Source organism: Bacillus sp. 103mf (assembly GCF_900116295.1).
In the GTDB taxonomy this organism is placed as follows: domain Bacteria; phylum Bacillota; class Bacilli; order Bacillales; family Bacillaceae_G; genus Bacillus_A; species Bacillus_A bruguierae.
Genome location: NZ_FPAF01000008.1, coordinates 35816 through 54109 on the forward strand (window position 1 = coordinate 35816; position 18294 = coordinate 54109).

The window sequence follows — 18294 nt, forward strand, 5'->3', positions numbered from 1 at the left end:
CCCCTTATTTGTACTTCTTTTCAAATGCATACATGAAATTCACAAGCGTTTGTACGCCTTCCACTGGCATTGCGTTATAAATACTAGCACGCATGCCGCCAACTGAGCGATGCCCTTTTAATTCTTCAAGACCATGCTTTTTCGCTTCTTGAAGAAACAATGCATTTCGTTCATTAGAAGACGTTGTAAATGGAATATTCATTAAAGATCGATATGTAGTATGTACTGGTGAAGTGAACACGCTTGATTCATCTAAAAAGTTGTATAGAATTGCTGCTTTTTTGTAATTTCTTTTTTCAATTTCCTGCACGCCTCCTTGCTCTTTCAGCCACTGTAAAACTAGCTTTGTTACATAAATACTGAAAGCTGGTGGCGTATTATAAAGTGAATTATGTTTACTGTAAGTTTCATAGTTTAACATAACCGGGCAAGAAGAATGCGCAGCACCAATTAAATCTTTACGAACGATGACAATCGTTAACCCTGCAGGTCCTAAATTTTTCTGTGCTCCAGCATAAATAAGACCGAACTTTGCTACATCATACTTTTCAGATAAAATATTTGAGGACATATCAGCAACAAGTGGGATTTCTCCTGTCTCGGGAATGTTTACATAACGTGTACCTTCAATTGTATTATTCGTTGTAATATGCATATAATCTATTTCTTGAGAGAGAAGTGTACGATTTATTTCTGGAATAGATGTAAATCGGTCATTCTCAGAAGATGCAGCAACTGAAACCGTTCCGATTTTTTCTGCTTCTTGAATTGCTTTCTTTGACCAGGAACCTGTATGTACATATGCGGCTTGTTTATATCGGTGCATTAAATTTAGTGGAATCATGGAGAATTGTAAAGATGCGCCTCCTTGTATAAAAAGTACTTCATAATTTTCAGGGATATTCATTAATTCGCACAGTAGACTTTTCGTTTCGTCTATAATATCCTGAAAAGTTGTAGATCTGTGACTCATTTCCATTATAGACATGCCTGTTTCCTGATAGTTCAATAATTCTTTTTGTACTTGCCCTAAAACAGGAATAGGAAGTGTAGATGGCCCCGCTGAAAAATTGTATACTCGATGCATCTTATTCCCCTCTTTCTTTTATATTTATAAATTTTAAAACTTTCTGAATTATAACTCATATAAAATACTCGGTCAAATTGTTTTCTCCATTTTATTCTAAGAAGCATTGGAACCGTTCTCATGAGCAGTTTTTATGAAGCTCTTTCCTTTCGTATTAATACAAAAAAGTGTTAAGCACGTCTGCTTAACACTTAAAATAATAATTGTATAATTGCTAACTACTTGCAAAAAAACGGTCGTAAATTTGATATAGTGCAGAAAGACCAATAAGCCAATAAACGGTATCAACAAGTGCCGGTACAGAACCAAAAAGTTTTTCCACTAGATTAAAATCTAGCGCAACAAATAACCAGTTTAAACCGCCAATAATCACCAGAATTGCTGTAAGGTACGACAAAAATTTCATTATGATTGCCCCCTTGGTGAAAAATGGTGAAAGGCCTTTCGCTATATTATATGCATGGAATCCTTGAATTTTCCCATTTTTATTTTTATTTTTATTTTTTCTCTTTAAAAAAGTATTCATACCTTCTTCGTATGAAATGAACACTCCCGCCACTTATCTCCTTCGAATCTTAAAGTGGGTGGGCTTGCCAACTTTCCGATAAAAAACCATGCAAACTATATATCCATTTTCATTTTTCGACATCTTTGTCTAGCTCTGCCTTCTAGGCCCTCATGTCTAAGAACCTTAGGTAAAAAACACCTTCTGTGCGAAAGAACCTTAGCCAGCAGGCCTAAACAGTCGGCTGCGCTTTTCTTTATAAGTCGCTGCTATGCAGAATACAACATGACCGCTACTTGCTTTCTCCTTTTGTTTTAAACATTGCATGTGGCAAGCAATGGCCCTGATCGTTTCTATGCGCGGCTAGATGCTCTCGTCCCCCCTTAAAAAGAAAGGGGTTTTATCTTGTATATATAGCGTTGCATATTATACCGTTTTTATCTTTCCTTCAAATATTATTTTTCGTCCACAGGGTTCTACAACCGTTTTTCCATCTCTTTTCACTTCATGAAAAATAGGCTCTTCCATGCGGCGGGACGGTGCATACCCTTCCTTTTCCATTCTTTCGAGGCACTGTGCAATTGTTTCATCTGGTAATACTTCAAATTTCTTCTTTTTTAATTGCTTTGTCATTGTTTTACCTACTTTCTACTTTCCTTATCATTGCTTGACTTTTCATATATGTCACGTAAACAATCGATATTACTGCCATAATGATCATAACGGCAAAGAAAAAGCTTGTATACTGTATTTTTTCTATAAATATTCCACCTAATACAGGACCAGTAATACTTCCGATACTAAAAGCAATTCCGCACAAAATATTTCCTGCTGGTAATAAATGCTTAGATAATAAATCTGTCATATAACCGAGTCCAAGTGAAAAACATGATCCAATAACCATACCAGCAAATAACATACATATAAATACAAGCCCATAATATTCATCGAATATAGCTGCTAATAGAAAAATCACTGTACTGACGCTAAATGCCCATGTTAAAATACGCTCTCTTCCAAGACGATCACTAAGTATACCAAGTGGTATTTGCGTAACAATTCCACCAATCGAAAACGCTGGCAATAAAAATGAAATTTGTTCAACTGACCAACCTTTCCTCATCGCATATACAGGTAAATTGCTATTAAGCATCCCTTCTAATACACCGTAAGCTAACGGTGCCAGTAACGCAATCCATCCGATTATCCACACTTGCGTATAGCGCTGCAAAGATGATTCACTTTCTTGATTCGCTTCTCCTTGATCAGGAAATGCGTTTTGCGTTGGAATTAACAATAACCAACCTATTAAGCAAAGGACAGTTGATACAATAAATGGTGTTGCAATACCGTATTTTACTGTACTCGCTAAATAAGGTCCCATTGCAAAACCAATACTGAAAAATGCTCCATATATAGAAACTTGTTTTCCTACCTTGTGCGGACTAGCAGTTGTAGTAATCCACGTTTGTGTTCCAACATGAAGCATATGATCCCCTACCCCAACTAAAAAACGAAGAACAAACCATACCCAAAAAGAAAATGTTTGCGTAAATACAAATAATGCTCCAATAACAATGAATCCTCCAATTACAATAAGAGGTTTCATTCCAAACTTTTGCATCGGTTTCTCAAGCCAAGGTGAAATAACAAGAATACCAATATATAATGCCGTTGCATGAATGCCATTAAAGCTTGAACTAATTCCCTCCTTCTCAAAAATCATTGCGATTGCTGGTAACAGCATGCCTTGTGAAAGTCCAGAAATCGCAACAATTCCAACCATAATCCAAAACGTATACCTTTTTCCCATTTTATTACGCTCCCTCTACAAACTCACATCCTTTATTATAGCTGGTTAATCCATAAATCGTATACTTTCAATTTCCACAAAAATAAAGCTAGAAGTTCAGACTTCTAGCTTTCATCCTTCCCCTGTTTGAGCTTTTACATATGGCTGCACAACTACACCTTGTACTGGATGCAAATAAGAATAGGTCATATAATATTTTGTCCCACACACTAGAAGGAATGTTTAAAAATACAATTGTTGAATATACGTATACAAAACTTTATAACTAATTGATTGAGAAACCGTTACTTCTGGAATCAATATCTGTACGAAAGTAGCTGGTTCTGTATAAAAAATCTCCATAATCTTTCTCTTTTTCAAAACGCCCCTATTACACGTTTCTTATTTACAGTAGGAAACAACGCAGCTACTCTTTCAAAAATTCGGTTACTTCATTGATAAATACTTCTAAACAATCGATAAATGGAGAATGCCCACAATTTTCTAACACGACCAATTTCGCATTTGGCAAATGCTTTGCCAACTCTTCACCAACTACTTTAGGCACCACATAATCACGATTACCTTGAAGAACTAATGTTGGCACTTGAATACGATTCATATCCCCGTTCCCGGCTACAACTCCGTTATGCTCATCGGATATATTAAATGTTACAAGTCCATAATTTACATCAACAAAATTGCGCTGCGTCAACATATCATTAAGATATTTTTCATAGCGATCTGGGCTAGGTTGATGATGCGTATAAATAAGTAAATTCCAGATATTACGATAATACTGCTTATCCTTTTGTTTTAAAGCTTCGACAACTGGTGCAATTTGAACAGGATCTTTAGCTATTTCTTCTTTTGTTTTTAAAAGATTAGATACAATCGGTTGACCATTTATGTCCTTCTTAAAAATTGGATATCCTTTCACCCCTACTGATTCTACCAATATAAGTTTATTCACATTCATCGGATAAGCTGCTGCAAACTGCATAGCAACTCCTCCCCCCATTGACCATCCGACCAATGAAAAATTTTTTAATTGCAGTTCATCCACGAACAACTTCACATCTTCTGCAAATTCATTCAATGAATCAATCGGATGATGATAAGTCGAAAATCCAAAACCACGTAAATCAAGGGCATAAATATGATAAGAATCTTGCAGTTGTTCTATAACTAAATCCCAATGCTGTGAAGATGTCATATTTCCGTGAATAAGCACCAATATTTCTGTTCCATTTCCCGCTTCTTGATAAGCAATTGTTTCTCCATTTGATAATGCTACCGATTTCATAATGGCAGGTTTCATCATTCTGTTTCCCCCTCAAAATTATCAATAACACACATTCCAAAAGACAGAAAATTCTAACTCAATAATAACACACAGAATATACGTTCTCAATCTGAATTAACTTATTTTTACATAAGCATAACAATGGACTACTAGACAATTCAGAAAAAAACAGATATAGTTAGCTAGGTAACTAATTAGAAAGGGCAAAAATATGGACGAAAAACAACACTTTTTTCACACTGTCAGCCAAACCGCTCGGAAATTTTCCAAGAGATTCAATGAACGTGTTTCCCCAACTGGTTTATACAGTGCGCAGTGGGCTGTAATCTTCAGACTAAATCAAACTGGATCTTGCACGCAAACAGAATTATGTCAATACTTAAACGTTGAGTCACCAACAATGACTCGTACTTTAAAGCGTATGGAATTAATGGGATGGATTGCTCGAACAGAGGGAACAGATCGACGCGAGAAGCTCATTTCTTTATCAGAAACAGCAATCGCAATGATACCGAATTGGCAAGAAGAAGTAGACTCATTTGAGAAAAAGACATTGCAAGATATTAGCGAGGAAGAGCTTCGCCTTGCTTTTCACGTACTACAAAAAGTAATTCGTAATCTTGATTAAAAATTGGAGGGATGACTATGGAAAGTCAAAGGCTTTGGACGAAAGACTTCATTGGAACATGTTTGAGTAGTCTATTTCTCTTTTTAACATTTTATATGCTGATCACAACCTTGCCTGTATATGTTATTGACGGATTAAAAGGAAAACCTGAAGAAATGGGTCTTGTCGCAACAGTGTTTCTTATTTCCTCTGTAATCTGCCGACCATTTACAGGTAAATGGCTTGATGATTTAGGAAGGAAGAAAATTTTATTCATCTCCCTTTCGTTATTTTTAGCTGCAACAGTAATGTACTTCGGTACGCAAAGCTTATTTTTACTGCTTGCTCTTCGCTTCTTTCATGGTATCGGATTTGGAATGGCAACAACAGCTACTGGTACAATCGTAACAGATGTAGCACCGCCCCACAGGCGCGGTGAAGCACTTGGTTATTATGGAGTGTTTATGAGCTTACCGATGGTTATCGGTCCTTTTTTAGGTTTAACAATTATTTCTAAATTCTCATTTACAGGTTTATTTATCATTTGTTCTATATTTTCTATACTTGCTTTTCTATGTGGACTATTAGTAAATATCCCTAACGAAAAAACAACTGTCAACAGCGAAAAGAAACGTATGCAATGGAAAGATTTAATTGAGCCTTCCACAATTCCAATTGCTCTCACAGGTTGCGTACTTTCCTTTTCCTATAGCGGTATTCTTTCATTTATTCCCGTTTATGCAAAAGAGCTTGGTATGGCTGATATTGCAAGTTATTTCTTTGTTGTATACGCAGTTGTAGTTGTTATTTCCAGACCATTTTCAGGAAAAATATTCGATCGGTTCGGAGAAAATGTTCTCATTTATCCATCTATTATTATCTTTATGATTGGAATGTTTGTTTTAAGCCAAGCACAAACGTCATTTTGGTTACTTGCTGCTGGCGTACTTATTGGCTTTGGATATGGAACTCTAATTCCAAGCTTCCAAACAATTGCAGTTAGTGTCGCACCAAATCACAGGCGCGGATCTGCAACAGCCACTTATTTCTCATTCTTCGATACAGGGATCGGTATTGGCTCTTTCGTACTAGGAATTATCGCAGCACATTCGAGTTATCATCATATGTATTTTATTTCTTCGATTATCGTTGCATTTACATTACTGATTTACTATTTTCTTCATGGACGTAAACAAAAGTTCCAAAAGCAAACAACACAAGAAAAATTATCTGCTTAATACTATAAGAGAGAGTAAACTTCTACGTTTACTCTCCTTTTTTTGCTTCTTTATAAGCTTATCTCTTATAATAAAATGAGAAGGAGGCTTATTATGAGATTTAAAAAATCCTCGCTTATTTTAAGCATTTTAATTTTTGTATGTATATTGACTGGTATGGGATTTACATTATTCAATCCAAATAAAAGTTTTTCTTCAAGACAAACAGCAACGAAAAACAACTGGTTACAAGATCCGTATCTTCGCTGGTCATATTCACATATGCGCGAATTTACTTTAACAAAGATTGTCGCTAAAAATCCAAATTATATATCATCAATCCGGGCTAATTTGCAAAATCTAGATAATCTACAAATTACAGATGAAAATGACCATAATACAACGGTTCAACAACTATTAGAAAAACACAAAACAGATGCTTTCATTGTTTTGCATGATGGAAAGCTTGTGTACGAACGGTACTTTCATGGATATAAAGAAAGCGAACCACACGGTATGGCATCGGTAGCAAAAGTATTTACAGGGTTGCTCGTTAATACCCTCATTGAAGAAGGAAAGCTACAACCTAACGCAACTGCAGAAACTTATGTAAAAGAATTAAAAGGAACATCATTTGGAATAGCAACAATTCAACAACTATTAGATATGCAAGTTTCAGTAGAATATCCAACTCACGGTTTCAAACAAGCTGGATTAGAAAATCAAGATGCACAATTATATTTAGCAAGCAACCTTCTTCCTCGCAGTAAAAACTATGATGGACCGGTAACAATTTATGACATGTTGCTAGAAGCAAATGAAACCGCTGCTCCAGGAGAAACATTTTCATATAATAATGGTTCTGCTGAAACACTGGCATGGATTATTCGTACTGTAACAGGAAAATCACTCGCAGATCTAATAAGTGAACGTATTTGGTCGCCCATTGGCGCAGAAGAAAATGCTTATTACGTTGTTGACGAAACAGGAGTGGAACAGGCAAGTGCAGGATTAAATACCACCGCTCGAGACATGGCAAGATTCGGGAAGATGATTATAGACAATGGAGTATATGACGGGAAACAAATTATTTCTTCTTCTATTATTGAAGAAATTAAGCATATACAAAAATACGAACTCCCAGTTGGTGATGGTGAGGGATACTCTTACCATAATCAATGGTGGATCTCCCATAACGAGCACGGAGCATTCGAAGTATTTGGCAGTTATGGACAAAGATTATATATCGATCCAACTGCACATATGGTTATCGTTCATTTTTCTTCCAATGCTAATCATAATGGAGAAATACACTCCGCATATGGAAATATGTATTTACAAATCGCGAAGCACTTACAGAAAGAGCCCTCTAATTAAGTTGAAATTTTCGAAGTTTTTGTTACGAAAAGAGCTGTCTCATGACAGCTCTTTCTCTATAATTGAAATTACATATTTCCATTGTTCTTCTGAAAAACATAACGGTTTTAACTGAAATACCATTGAACAGATCTCTTCTATATAATGAACATTTTCCTGTAAAAATTCCCATCGGAGCAACTTAGGTATATGCAAATCTGCAACTTGTTCACTTTGTTCTACTAAAATGTCTACCTCTCTCTTACAAATACCTCTTATAAGATACTCTTCTCGCACTGCTTGTTTGACTTTAGAAAATTGCTTGCTATTCTCCTTTATACCAAATAAACACTCAAGATAAGAACAAAACAAATCATCATCTCTTTTACATACATTCGCAATTTTGTAAATCAGTTCCCCATTTTTCATAATCTTATTGCCTTTTTATATATCTTTTGCAGCCATTTCTCTCTTTTTTCTCGTTTACTATTTTTCACTTGTTTCAAAATTGCACCGTTGAAGCTATAAGACTTTGGATGTGCATATACAATTAATATGTTCATTGTAAACAACACCTTCCTTTAATTCCCTTTTGACTTTTTCTATACTCACATGCTATTCTAATACATGTCGAAGGGCAAGCCCCTTTTACAAAGCGACAGACACCTATTCGGCGATGGTGTCTTTTTTATTTGCTAGCCGAGAACGCCCATTTTTCGGGGCACATTTAATTTTTGAACACTACACACTCAGCACCATTTCCTTTTAAAAAGACTGCATAGCACAGTCTTTTTAACTACATAACACTTATCAAATAAAATTAATTTTCAAACAAATATTACTATAAAAAAGGGAGAATAACTCCCTCTATATTATTTTACCGTGTAGTAAATACCTTTATCATCTATATATTTGTATGGCTCTGCTAAAGTAATTTTCCCATCCAGCTTTAACTCATCTAGCAGTCGTAGTAAATAAAATTGCTGCAGCATCTTCTTCGCAAATTTCCCTTTATGTTCAGTAGCGATATGTTGTTGAATATCCAATAATGTAATCGGCTCTTCCTTTTCTTCCATATATTTATAAATTGCATTACGTAGTGTAATATATTTTTCAAGCGTCATAGTCCACCTACTCCTTTCTTCTCGTTGCCCATCTTTCATTATCGGTTTTTTTACAATAAAAAAACCTCTTCGATAAGAAGAAGTGGATCATCTCTCTTCCTTCTTATCTTTCAGAACAAAACTGTTCTGCTGGAATTAGCACCTGCATCGCGGTTGCTGGGTTTCATCGGGCCAGTCCCTCCACCTCTCTGGATAAGAAAATATTCACTTTATCTCTTACTATAATGAGTGTAATTCAAAAAGTCAATTCTTATAAGAATAATCAGGATTTATTTTTTAGATTACTATGATATTTTATTTCGTTTTGCTCATACTACAAATGTATACGACCAAAGGAGGTGTGCACTCATGCAAAAAAATGCACGCGGTCACGTTCAAGATTCTTGTCAAGCTTTACACGAAGCAAAGAACTGTTTACAAAACGCCTTACAAACAGTAGAGAAATCAGATAATCGTCAACGGATTGAACAATCTTTGCAAGCTGTTCAACATGCACTGCAACAATGTGATAGTACAGCGGAAGTTTTGGCTCAGGAATAAAAAATCTACAACAAAAAAGTAAGCACGTATGAATCATGCTTACTTTTTAACTCATGAACTTACTATCAGCCCTTTAATTGAAATAATACTGTAGTAGCAATGAAAAAATAAACTGAATTGACGATTTCCCACACACCACCTTTTAAAATAGTTACCTTTTTACCATACAACACAATCGCACGAATGCAACTTGGAATAAACGCAATGACAAACCAAGGAGACACAATGAACGTACCAACTACAAGTGATACATGGTATCCCCATGAAATCCACCGATATGTTGGATTTTTCTTTTCTCGAATCATCGTTTTCACATAGAACGTACTTCCCATAAAGTATAAAAATGAAACAAGTGCGATCAGCCATGCTGTTTCATCAATTGTTTTCATTGTGAAATAATAACTGATCATGCCACCAATACAAAAAACGATAATAGCACTAACGTCATTCAGTAATGCTCGTTCATTCTTTTGACGATCAAAATACATGTTAATAAAAAATAATGGAATCATATATATTGCAAAAAAAAAGAATTCTCCACTCGTATGTAAGGGGAATTACACCAAACAAAATAGCAAGACTAAAATATATGAGCGCCCAGTGTAAATAGCGCTTTTGCCGCTTTTGTTTCATATACATTAGAAAGGGATATGTTGCTAAATAGACAAATAACCATGCTAAAAAAAGTGGTATGTGTTGCCATGTCGCTTTGCCAATGAAAGCACTCAGCAAAAACGGAATCAGAAGCATCGCCCATGCACCATGCTGTTTTGGAATCACCGGCTTTATCATATAGACACCTCAACTTTGAAAATCATTCTCAATGTTTATTATATATAATTTCATTCTTCGACTTTTGATGAAAATGTGTCTATAATTGAACCATTGCAGTGTAACAAACTGTAATATTTTTACATTTTGAAAAAGTTTTTTAAACCCTTTTATTCTCTATCTCCTTCTCCCATTCACTTAAATAAGGTACATACCCAAGGTCGTTTGGTTCATCAAATAATAGAGAAATGAATTCTAGCTTATTCCCATCACAATCGAGAAAATATACACTTGCTGCCGGCATCCAACTTTGGACAATAGGCTCTTCATTCCCTTTTCCTTGGCTTCCAATTACCTCTAATCCCCTTTCTTCTAGCCAAATTTTAGAGCACTTTAAAAACTCTAAGTCTACTCCAAAAGCAAAATGTTTAAGCTGAATAGAAGCATCTTTTGGCTTTTCCCATAACCCTAGCATTTGGTATCTATCCTCTCCTATCCAAAAAAAGGCTACTTTCCTTTCAAGTGATTTTCTTGCTAGCTTTAATCCTAGTTTATGTTGGTAAAAATCAATTGCCCTTTCTAAATCCCTTACCTGTAAATGTGTTTCATATATATTCCTTATCATGTTTTTCATCCCCTTTTTGGTAATAATGCGGTACAATACAACAATGATTAGGGAGATTTTTCCCTCTGTACTAATTCATTTCACCTTATCACTATCAGTATATAAAAATATAATCTTTCCAACATCCCTATGTAGTATCTACTTTTATCTATCAACGTCATACCATAGTATGAAAGATTGTAAGTTTCTAAATAAAAAAGACACTCCTTATATAAGATAAGAAGTGTCTCCAAAGGCAAACGAATATGTAAGTCGCGATCCTACTGTATATATTTATGCCCTCCAAGAAAAATTTATTCATTATTTACGTAATGGTATTTCCTTAATCTAAAATACCATACTTCCTCTTAAAGCGTGTCAATATTTTAAGCCAAGATGTACTAAACATCCAAAGAAACAGGACATTGGAAAGTGCATGGGCAAGATCAAAGTAAAAGCTTGTAATGTATGCTTTTATAAAAGTATCCCATGTTAATTCCTTCAAAAAGCCAATAAGGAACCATACATTCATAATCCAGTTAAAAGCAAATCCTGCGATAAAGCCAAAGAGAACTCTACCCCATAATGTTTTCATCATCCACGTATGCCGCAATAGTCCTGCAAAAAAACCCATCATACCCCAGCAAAACATTTGCCATGGCGTCCAAGGTCCTTGTCCTAAAAATAGATTAGAAACAAGTGCAGCTGTTGCACCGATAAGAAAACCTGTCTCACTGCCAAATGCAATTGCTGATACGATAATGACAAACGACGTTGGTTGTACACTTGGAATGATGGAAAACGGAACACGGCTAATCGCAGCAATTGCCGCTAGGACAGCTACAAGTACAATTTCACGTGAAACAAACGCTTTTTTCTCAAAACGTGCATAAAATGGCAGCATAATCACAATTAAAAAGAATAGACTGCACCATATATAGTATTGATCCGTCACAAAAGACGTAAATAAAAGTGTACCGATCAATACGAACAAAACGGCTAAAACGATACAAGCATATCTTTTGGACACGCCTCAAACACATCCTCCCACGTTAAAGCATACGGCAATTGTTTACGAATAAACCGATTAATAGACGTTGTATAAAAAAAGTTCTCACTAAAAAAGCGCGCCGGTGTTTCTTCCATGATAATTTTCCCATCAAATAACATAATACAGTTATCCACATATTTTGCTGCGAATTCAATATCATGCGTCGCCATAACAATTGTCGTTCCTTCTCTTTGTAGTTGTTGAAACAACTTGCCCAGTTCTTCTTTCTTCCCTGGATCTAGTCCCTTTGTCGGTTCATCTAATACTAAGAGATTTGGCTTTGATAATAATACTGTACAAAGAGCAATCAATTGCTGTTCCCCGCCGCTGCAATCATGCGGATGGCGATTGCGAATAGGAAAGATTGAAAACTTCCGAAGCATTTCTTCTACTTTTTCATTTGCTTCCCTTTTATATAGTTCTTCTGCACGGCTAAGCAACTCGTCCCAAACGGTATCATGCGTAAAATGATAGTAAGGATACTGCGATACATAACCAATTTTTTTAAAGCGTTCTTTCGCTTCTACCTTATGAATAGGCTTTCCTTCCCAAACTACTTTTCCTCTGCGACATTTTTGCACTCCTGCTAGAAGCGTTAATAGCGTTGATTTTCCAGTGCCATTTTTTCCAACAAGCGCTGTCCATTGTCCTTGTTTAACATCCAACGTCAAATCCTGTAAAATGAACGGTCCATTCTTTTCATATTGAAATGAAACATGTTTTGCTTGTAGTATTACATCCCTTTTTTCTATATGTTGTAATGGTATGTCACACCGAAACTCATTTAAAATAGGACGAATTTGTTTCTGTGCATCACGAACGGTAAACGGAACATGTTCAGCCTTCCACTCTAAAAACAACCGTGGAATTTGCGGAATATATGGGCGGAATGCTTCTACTTTCCACATTTCTGGTATCACTTCATTTGGTTTTCCATCATACACAACGGCTCCTTCATCCATAAAAACAATTCGATCGGCAAGAGGAACTACTTCGTCTAAACGATGTTCACTCATAATAATTGTAATTCCTAATTCTTCATGAATTCGTTTCAATAGTCCTAAAAAATCTTTTGCTGCAATTGGATCTAACTGTGCTGTCGGTTCATCTAACAACAACAATTTAGGTTGTAAAACAAGTACAGCAGCTAAATTTACAAGCTGCTTTTGCCCTCCAGATAACGTATGTACAGATTGATGCAACATATCTTGAAATCCTAAAAAACTAATTAATTCAGCAATTCTTTTTTGAATGACAGTTGTTTCATAGCCGATGTTCTCTAATGAAAATGCAAGTTCTTGAATTACCGTATCCATCACAAGCTGATTCTCTGGATTTTGAAATACCATACCGATTTCCTGAGCCGATAATAAGTCTGGTATTGCTTCTAAGGATGCTCCATCATAATATATGTTGCCCTCTCTCATACCAATTGGGAGAAGTTCTTTTTTGAAATGTTTTAATAGCGTCGTCTTACCGCAACCAGAACGGCCTGCTAGTACAACAAATTCTCCATGGGAAATAGATAAAGATACATTACATAAAGCAGCAGACTCCTCGTCTGTATATGTAAATGACAACTCTTTTATTTCTGCATGCGCCACCATAACCACTCCCTTCCTTCTATTAGAATTGGTAGACTTATATACATCAGAAATGGAATCAATACAAATACATCATTTTTCTCTAAAAAGAACGATTCTACTTTTGGATAGATTGTTAAAATACCATATCCCTTACTTACACCGAACAGACAACATACAAATAAGATTACGAACAAACTAAGGATTAACCAATCTCTATGTTCCATACGATACCGAATATATGTACTTCGTTTTGTCACTCCGAATCCACGCGCTTGCATAGAATCAGCCGTTTGAAGTGCTTCTTCTAATGAACAAACTAATAATACTTGTAAAAGCTTCATACCATTCCGTGCCCTTTCTTTCAAGGAACCCGCATCCACTTGAACTCCCTTTGTTCTTTGTACAAGTGTAATATGAGTAAGGCGCCTCATAAATAAAGGTACAAAGCGTACTGTAATCATCGTGAGCAATGCTGCTTTTGGTGAAATACGAGAAAATAAATATAAAAACTTATGACTCGAAATCATTTCATTATAAGAGGTGAATGTAAACATAATGACAACCAACGATAACGCCATTGTGCATCCATATGTTACAGCTTCTAATGTAATTGGATTATAACCAATATAAAATAAAATCGTACTGCCTCGATGCGTTAATAACGGATTGGCTATTGTAATAATAAAAGCGAAAAAAAGTGAACTAGGTAACATTTTTCTCAATTTTTCTCCATTACCTTGCGTAATATTTAATATAAGGATCATACAAATTGCACCAATTAAAAAAACAGGGTGAAGACATACCATACATAGTATAATCACCCCTGCATAATACAGAAAATTAACGAATGGATGCATAGAAGAAAATGCTAGTTTCATAACTCTTTACCGATCTTCTTTCCTATAATCTAACGAATAAAACCATTCAATTTTATCTCCTTGTTTCACTTTATAGCTACCCGCACCTTTATTAACAGCAACACCATTCACACGATACATCCAGCCACTCCCGGCACCTTTAGCTTTCTCGTATAAATTATTAATCCCTTGAACATATACACTGCTTCCTGAACCTGTATATTCCATTTGAATTCCTTTTTTCTTCAATGTCCGTCCTAACACTTTAAACACAGTATCTCCGTCTTGAAGTTCTACTTCTGTATCTCCTAAAATTGTACCTTGATCATCCCGTACAGATAACGTAACTATCTTTTTCTCTGGTTCTGGTTTCGGCTCCGGTTTTGGTTCTGGTGAAGGCACTGGATTTACTTGTGTCTGCTGTACATTTTCCTGTTTCGGTGTTTCTTTCGGTTCATTTACAACTTTGGATTGTTCTTTTTGATTTTGGGATGGTTCTGCCGTTTTCGTTTTTGACTGATTTTCTTCTATCGATTTTGGTTCTGCCGTTTTTTCATCTTTTCGTTTCTCTTCTTGTTTCTGTTCTTCTGTCGGCTTTTGTTCTTGCTTACTATCTTCTTGTTTATGCTCTTCCTGTTTATTCCCTTCTTGCTTCTTCTCATCTTTTTTCTCTGTTTGTTTTGTAGTTGTATCGGTTTTCACCTCATTTTGACTACATCCAGCAATAAAGCTAAATGAGAAAACTAACAAGACAAGCCATTTCATCATTTTCATCTTTCTCACACCTTTCATAACAAAATTAGGAGCAAATATTTGCTCCTAATTTTGTCAAGCCGCTTTTCTTCTCCATAATACATATGCACTGGTCATACATAATACGCCTAGTGCAGTTGACGTAGCAATGTCTCTGCCTGACATACCTGTCTCTGGTAAGTAGCGATTCTCTACTTTCGTATCTTTTTGTACAGATTGGTTTTCATCGTTTGAAGCAGAAGGTTCATTTGTTTGCTTTTGCAGTTCTTCTACTTTAGGCTGCTCATTTGTTGGTTGCTTTGACTCGTCAGTTGGTTTATTTCCTTCATTTGTTGACGTTTTTGTCCAATCATAAACAGAGCCTTTCCCCGTTAAAAAGTTCTTATATTGCACAAGCGCTAACATCGCTTGCTCCGTTGCCATGCCATTTTCTTCCGTATCAACTGGCAACCATTTAAAACCACCATTTTCCAGTTGGTAAGATAGTAGATTTTGGACCGCATTATAATTATTTTTCGTAAATGCAGCACTTGTTGGATCGATACCAGCTGCCGCAAGCCCAAGTACCGCCTGCGCTACACTGTTGGAATTTTCTCCACTACCAGATAAAAATCCACCTTTATCTGTTTGTGTACGAACTAAATATTGCTTTGCTTTTTCTAACGATTGCTTTACTTCTGCTTGTTCTTGATATGGTGCTAATGCGACAAGAGCCATCCCTGTTATATCAACATCACCTGGTTCCTCTAAATTACCCATGTACGCCCAGCTACCGTCTGTATGTTGTAATTTTAAAATAGCTTTAATTAAGGCATCACGGTTCCATTTTGCATTCGCTGGCACTTCATATTTTTTTGTATCTAACGCAATTAAACTATAAATGTAATCTGTAATAGATTCTGTTTTTTCAAAGTTATACAGCTTTGAAATTAAGTTATTACTTGCAATATTTGTTGGATCTCCTTCTACTGCTGTAACCGCTAAAATAGTACGTGCTAATTCCGTAGAAGAAAATTTATTTTCTTTTTCTGCAACACGTTCTCCTAACGATTGTAAATAACTAGACTTTACATCTCGAGCAACTTCTTGGCCTGATTGAGTAAGTCCTATCATTACCCAGTCACCCTCAATACCATCTTGCATCATCTTTTGAGCAGTTTTTGCAATCGCTTCATCAACTTTCTTTGTTACATCAACCTTTGTAGGTTCTTGTGGTTTTGGTGCATCTGGCTTATCTGTATTTGGTTTTTCCGTATCCGGTTGTTTCTTACATGTACCAAGTTTATCTAACACTTGCTGCAAAGTTTCTTGACTCATATTGTTCCAATCAACAACATAGCGATACGCTACAACATCTCCAGCCTTTAATTTATAGCTATCTGCTCCAACCATTGGTGACTGATTATTCACCTCATATGTCCACCCGCTTGTTGCACCAGCCATTAATCCATCAATACCTTTAATATATGGACCGTATTTTGTATTTTCTGCTGTTACTTTATTACCCATTTCTTTTTGGAGCAAACTATAGGCTGTCTCTCCATCTTGAATTGCAACTTCTTTTGGACATAGCATCATTCCTTTTTGCGAATCTCCAACAATTGCTAACGTTGCTGTATTTCCTTCAGCAAACGTAATATGTACAGTATTTGCAAAAGATAAAACAACCAATGCAACTGTCATAAATGACGTTAATAACCACTTTTTCATGTTCGTCATACTGATGAATCCTCCCCTCTACTAAAAATCACATAAAAAATACCCACAATGGGTGCGTATAAACACACGGAGAAACGAATATTCAATGAATGCATATTTGTTTCTCCCTTTATGTAGGAAACAACAACTTTTTACACCATAAAATATTGCGCTCTTACAAATCCATAATGTTACAAAATTCTGTACTATTTTACTATTTATATATTTTTTTGTCTATCATTTCTCATATTTCCGTCTTAAGAAGAATAGTATTTTCATTCCCTTACTTTTTATATCATCACTCATGATGAATTTCTTTTTCACATACAATTACACCATCTTCGTCAACATAAACATAATTTCCTGGAATCCAAGAAACTCCGCCAAAAGACACCGGAATATTTGCTTCGCCCTTCCCTTCTTTCACACTTCGCTTTGGCATCGTCGCAATTGCTAAAATACCGAGTTCTATTTTCTGAAGCTCCGCGTAATCACGAACACATCCATAGATAATGATGCCAGCTAAATTCCGTTCTCTTGCTATGTTTGCTAAGTTATCACCGAGTAATGCGCAATTTGTTGAACCCTCTCCATCTACAACTAATACCGTTCCCTCTGGCACCATCTCTAGCGCCCTTTTTACGAGTACGTTATCATCTTTAACTTTCACCGTCGCGATTTTTCCGTGAAACTGCTTTTTCTTTCCATACGATTGAAATAATGGTTTACATACTTGCACTTCCATTTCATTTGCATCATAAAGATCAGTCGTTTTCCACATCATTTTCCCTCTTTCCTTTTCACGATTTATGTTACATATTCTTGTCCATTCCTATTTTCCCTGTCTTAATTTGCGAAATTTTGTATACTAAAAAGAAGAAATAAAAAAGGAAGTGTGGAAAATGAGTAGTAAAACAAATGCTTGTCGTTTATTAGATAAGCACAAAATCACATATACAGTTCACGAATATGAATGGGATGAGGAGAACTTAGATGCGAAACATGTCGCTGAGAAAGTTCATTTACAATTAGAACAAGTCTTTAAAACACTCGTCCTTCGCGGCGATAAAACTGGGGTAATTATGGCTTGTATCCCTTCGCATAAAGAGCTTAATTTAAAAGCGCTAGCATCTGCAAGTAAAAATAAAAAAGTTGAAATGGTTCCAATGAAAGAAATACTCGGATTAACAGGATACATACGCGGTGGTGTTTCACCACTTGGTGTGAAGAAAAATTATCCACTCTTTATTGACGAATCTGCTGCAAATTTAAATCCAATTAGCATTAGTGCTGGAAAAAGAGGATTACAAATTTTTATGAACGGCGCTGACCTAATTAAAGGTAGTAATGCAACACCTGCTTCCATTACTTTATAACAAAACCTGTCTCAACAGATGAGACAGGTTTTGTTTATTTAATTTAAAGTGTGATCGGTATGAA

The 18294-nt window shown here is 35.7% G+C and carries 20 protein-coding genes, 1 pseudogene and 1 riboswitch; of the genes and pseudogenes, 5 read left to right on the plus strand and 16 right to left on the minus strand.

Going from position 1 to position 18294, the window contains the following annotated elements:
- Positions 1 to 4 precede the first annotated feature (4 nt).
- The 5 genes from serC to BM350_RS17290 form a co-directional block, all read right to left on the minus strand.
- Positions 5 to 1087 (minus strand): 3-phosphoserine/phosphohydroxythreonine transaminase, encoded by a 1083-nt coding sequence (serC, locus tag BM350_RS17270; protein WP_090917071.1) that lies wholly within the window; start codon positions 1085 to 1087, stop codon positions 5 to 7.
- Positions 1088 to 1301: 214 nt separating this feature from the next.
- On the minus strand, positions 1302 to 1493 hold the full coding sequence (locus BM350_RS17275) for a DUF378 domain-containing protein (RefSeq protein ID WP_090917139.1): 192 nt from the start codon (positions 1491 to 1493) through the stop codon (positions 1302 to 1304).
- A 525-nt stretch (positions 1494 to 2018) separates the two neighbouring features.
- Entirely contained in the window at positions 2019 to 2225 is a 207-nt protein-coding gene (locus BM350_RS17280; protein ID WP_090917069.1) for an NETI motif-containing protein, read from the minus strand.
- Between the two features lie 4 nt (positions 2226 to 2229).
- A complete protein-coding gene (locus tag BM350_RS17285; protein WP_090917067.1) occupies positions 2230 to 3405 on the minus strand; it encodes an MFS transporter in 1176 nt (391 codons plus the stop codon).
- Positions 3406 to 3811: 406 nt separating this feature from the next.
- Entirely contained in the window at positions 3812 to 4708 is an 897-nt protein-coding gene (locus tag BM350_RS17290; RefSeq protein WP_090917065.1) for an intracellular short-chain-length polyhydroxyalkanoate depolymerase, read from the minus strand.
- Positions 4709 to 4901: 193 nt separating this feature from the next.
- Here BM350_RS17290 and BM350_RS17295 point away from each other — a divergent pair, with 193 nt between their 5' ends.
- From BM350_RS17295 to BM350_RS17305, 3 genes are all read left to right on the plus strand, one after another.
- The gene (locus BM350_RS17295; protein WP_090917063.1) at positions 4902 to 5318 is read left to right on the plus strand and encodes a MarR family winged helix-turn-helix transcriptional regulator; all 417 of its coding nucleotides are present in this window, start codon (positions 4902 to 4904) and stop codon (positions 5316 to 5318) included.
- A gap of 17 nt (positions 5319 to 5335) precedes the next feature.
- Positions 5336 to 6535 carry an MFS transporter gene (locus BM350_RS17300; protein ID WP_090917061.1) on the plus strand — a complete coding sequence of 400 codons (1200 nt, stop codon included), beginning with the start codon at positions 5336 to 5338 and terminating at the stop codon, positions 6533 to 6535.
- Positions 6536 to 6628: 93 nt separating this feature from the next.
- Positions 6629 to 7891 (plus strand): serine hydrolase domain-containing protein, encoded by a 1263-nt coding sequence (locus BM350_RS17305; RefSeq protein ID WP_090917059.1) that lies wholly within the window; start codon positions 6629 to 6631, stop codon positions 7889 to 7891.
- A gap of 39 nt (positions 7892 to 7930) precedes the next feature.
- On the opposite strand, the gene BM350_RS17310 is transcribed toward BM350_RS17305, so the two are convergent.
- The 3 genes from BM350_RS17310 to BM350_RS17315 form a co-directional block, all read right to left on the minus strand.
- Positions 7931 to 8299 carry a hypothetical protein gene (locus BM350_RS17310; protein WP_090917057.1) on the minus strand — a complete coding sequence of 123 codons (369 nt, stop codon included), beginning with the start codon at positions 8297 to 8299 and terminating at the stop codon, positions 7931 to 7933.
- On the minus strand, positions 8296 to 8433 hold the full coding sequence (locus BM350_RS26340) for an NAD(P)H-dependent oxidoreductase (protein WP_139207696.1): 138 nt from the start codon (positions 8431 to 8433) through the stop codon (positions 8296 to 8298). Before BM350_RS26340 ends, BM350_RS17310 begins: the two co-directional genes overlap by 4 nt.
- 309 nt (positions 8434 to 8742) lie before the next feature.
- Entirely contained in the window at positions 8743 to 8994 is a 252-nt protein-coding gene (locus BM350_RS17315) for a hypothetical protein (protein ID WP_090917055.1), read from the minus strand.
- Between the two features lie 100 nt (positions 8995 to 9094).
- A riboswitch (SAM riboswitch) is annotated at positions 9095 to 9193 on the minus strand.
- A gap of 149 nt (positions 9194 to 9342) precedes the next feature.
- On the opposite strand from BM350_RS17315, the gene BM350_RS17320 reads away from it, so the two are divergent.
- The gene (locus BM350_RS17320; RefSeq protein ID WP_090917053.1) at positions 9343 to 9534 is read left to right on the plus strand and encodes a hypothetical protein; all 192 of its coding nucleotides are present in this window, start codon (positions 9343 to 9345) and stop codon (positions 9532 to 9534) included.
- Positions 9535 to 9599: 65 nt separating this feature from the next.
- Here the strand turns inward: BM350_RS17320 and BM350_RS17325 are convergent.
- From BM350_RS17325 to rraA, 8 genes and pseudogenes are all read right to left on the minus strand, one after another.
- Positions 9600 to 10323, minus strand: a pseudogene (locus BM350_RS17325) (YwiC-like family protein).
- A gap of 142 nt (positions 10324 to 10465) precedes the next feature.
- Positions 10466 to 10930 carry a VOC family protein gene (locus BM350_RS17330; RefSeq protein WP_090917051.1) on the minus strand — a complete coding sequence of 155 codons (465 nt, stop codon included), beginning with the start codon at positions 10928 to 10930 and terminating at the stop codon, positions 10466 to 10468.
- Between the two features lie 322 nt (positions 10931 to 11252).
- On the minus strand, positions 11253 to 11939 hold the full coding sequence (locus BM350_RS17335; protein ID WP_090917049.1) for an ECF transporter S component: 687 nt from the start codon (positions 11937 to 11939) through the stop codon (positions 11253 to 11255).
- Entirely contained in the window at positions 11909 to 13567 is a 1659-nt protein-coding gene (locus BM350_RS17340; protein ID WP_090917047.1) for an ABC transporter ATP-binding protein, read from the minus strand. Before BM350_RS17340 ends, BM350_RS17335 begins: the two co-directional genes overlap by 31 nt.
- Entirely contained in the window at positions 13546 to 14424 is an 879-nt protein-coding gene (locus tag BM350_RS17345; RefSeq protein ID WP_090917046.1) for an energy-coupling factor transporter transmembrane component T, read from the minus strand. Before BM350_RS17345 ends, BM350_RS17340 begins: the two co-directional genes overlap by 22 nt.
- Before the next feature lie 6 nt (positions 14425 to 14430).
- Positions 14431 to 15177, minus strand: coding sequence for a DUF4430 domain-containing protein (locus BM350_RS17350; protein ID WP_090917044.1), 747 nt, complete (start codon positions 15175 to 15177; stop codon positions 14431 to 14433).
- Between the two features lie 54 nt (positions 15178 to 15231).
- Positions 15232 to 16875 (minus strand): DUF4430 domain-containing protein, encoded by a 1644-nt coding sequence (locus tag BM350_RS17355; protein ID WP_090917042.1) that lies wholly within the window; start codon positions 16873 to 16875, stop codon positions 15232 to 15234.
- A 277-nt stretch (positions 16876 to 17152) separates the two neighbouring features.
- On the minus strand, positions 17153 to 17635 hold the full coding sequence (gene rraA, locus BM350_RS17360; RefSeq protein ID WP_090917040.1) for a ribonuclease E activity regulator RraA: 483 nt from the start codon (positions 17633 to 17635) through the stop codon (positions 17153 to 17155).
- A 121-nt stretch (positions 17636 to 17756) separates the two neighbouring features.
- Here rraA and ybaK point away from each other — a divergent pair, with 121 nt between their 5' ends.
- The gene (ybaK, locus tag BM350_RS17365; protein ID WP_090917038.1) at positions 17757 to 18230 is read left to right on the plus strand and encodes a Cys-tRNA(Pro) deacylase; all 474 of its coding nucleotides are present in this window, start codon (positions 17757 to 17759) and stop codon (positions 18228 to 18230) included.
- Positions 18231 to 18294 lie beyond the last annotated feature (64 nt).

Excerpts from the sequence above, each read along its gene's own strand:
- serC (WP_090917071.1), bottom strand. The coding sequence starts at position 1,087 with ATGCATCGAGTATACAATTTTTCAGCGGGGCCATCTACACTTCCTATT.
- BM350_RS17275 (WP_090917139.1), bottom strand. The coding sequence starts at position 1,493 with ATGAAATTTTTGTCGTACCTTACAGCAATTCTGGTGATTATTGGCGGT.
- BM350_RS17280 (WP_090917069.1), bottom strand. The coding sequence starts at position 2,225 with ATGACAAAGCAATTAAAAAAGAAGAAATTTGAAGTATTACCAGATGAA.
- BM350_RS17285 (WP_090917067.1), bottom strand. The coding sequence starts at position 3,405 with ATGGGAAAAAGGTATACGTTTTGGATTATGGTTGGAATTGTTGCGATT.
- BM350_RS17290 (WP_090917065.1), bottom strand. The coding sequence starts at position 4,708 with ATGATGAAACCTGCCATTATGAAATCGGTAGCATTATCAAATGGAGAA.
- BM350_RS17295 (WP_090917063.1), top strand. The coding sequence starts at position 4,902 with ATGGACGAAAAACAACACTTTTTTCACACTGTCAGCCAAACCGCTCGG.
- BM350_RS17300 (WP_090917061.1), top strand. The coding sequence starts at position 5,336 with ATGGAAAGTCAAAGGCTTTGGACGAAAGACTTCATTGGAACATGTTTG.
- BM350_RS17305 (WP_090917059.1), top strand. The coding sequence starts at position 6,629 with ATGAGATTTAAAAAATCCTCGCTTATTTTAAGCATTTTAATTTTTGTA.
- BM350_RS17310 (WP_090917057.1), bottom strand. The coding sequence starts at position 8,299 with ATGAAAAATGGGGAACTGATTTACAAAATTGCGAATGTATGTAAAAGA.
- BM350_RS26340 (WP_139207696.1), bottom strand. The coding sequence starts at position 8,433 with ATGAACATATTAATTGTATATGCACATCCAAAGTCTTATAGCTTCAAC.
- BM350_RS17315 (WP_090917055.1), bottom strand. The coding sequence starts at position 8,994 with ATGACGCTTGAAAAATATATTACACTACGTAATGCAATTTATAAATAT.
- BM350_RS17320 (WP_090917053.1), top strand. The coding sequence starts at position 9,343 with ATGCAAAAAAATGCACGCGGTCACGTTCAAGATTCTTGTCAAGCTTTA.
- BM350_RS17330 (WP_090917051.1), bottom strand. The coding sequence starts at position 10,930 with ATGATAAGGAATATATATGAAACACATTTACAGGTAAGGGATTTAGAA.
- BM350_RS17340 (WP_090917047.1), bottom strand. The coding sequence starts at position 13,567 with ATGGTGGCGCATGCAGAAATAAAAGAGTTGTCATTTACATATACAGAC.
- BM350_RS17345 (WP_090917046.1), bottom strand. The coding sequence starts at position 14,424 with ATGAAACTAGCATTTTCTTCTATGCATCCATTCGTTAATTTTCTGTAT.
- BM350_RS17350 (WP_090917044.1), bottom strand. The coding sequence starts at position 15,177 with ATGAAAATGATGAAATGGCTTGTCTTGTTAGTTTTCTCATTTAGCTTT.
- BM350_RS17355 (WP_090917042.1), bottom strand. The coding sequence starts at position 16,875 with ATGACGAACATGAAAAAGTGGTTATTAACGTCATTTATGACAGTTGCA.
- rraA (WP_090917040.1), bottom strand. The coding sequence starts at position 17,635 with ATGTGGAAAACGACTGATCTTTATGATGCAAATGAAATGGAAGTGCAA.
- ybaK (WP_090917038.1), top strand. The coding sequence starts at position 17,757 with ATGAGTAGTAAAACAAATGCTTGTCGTTTATTAGATAAGCACAAAATC.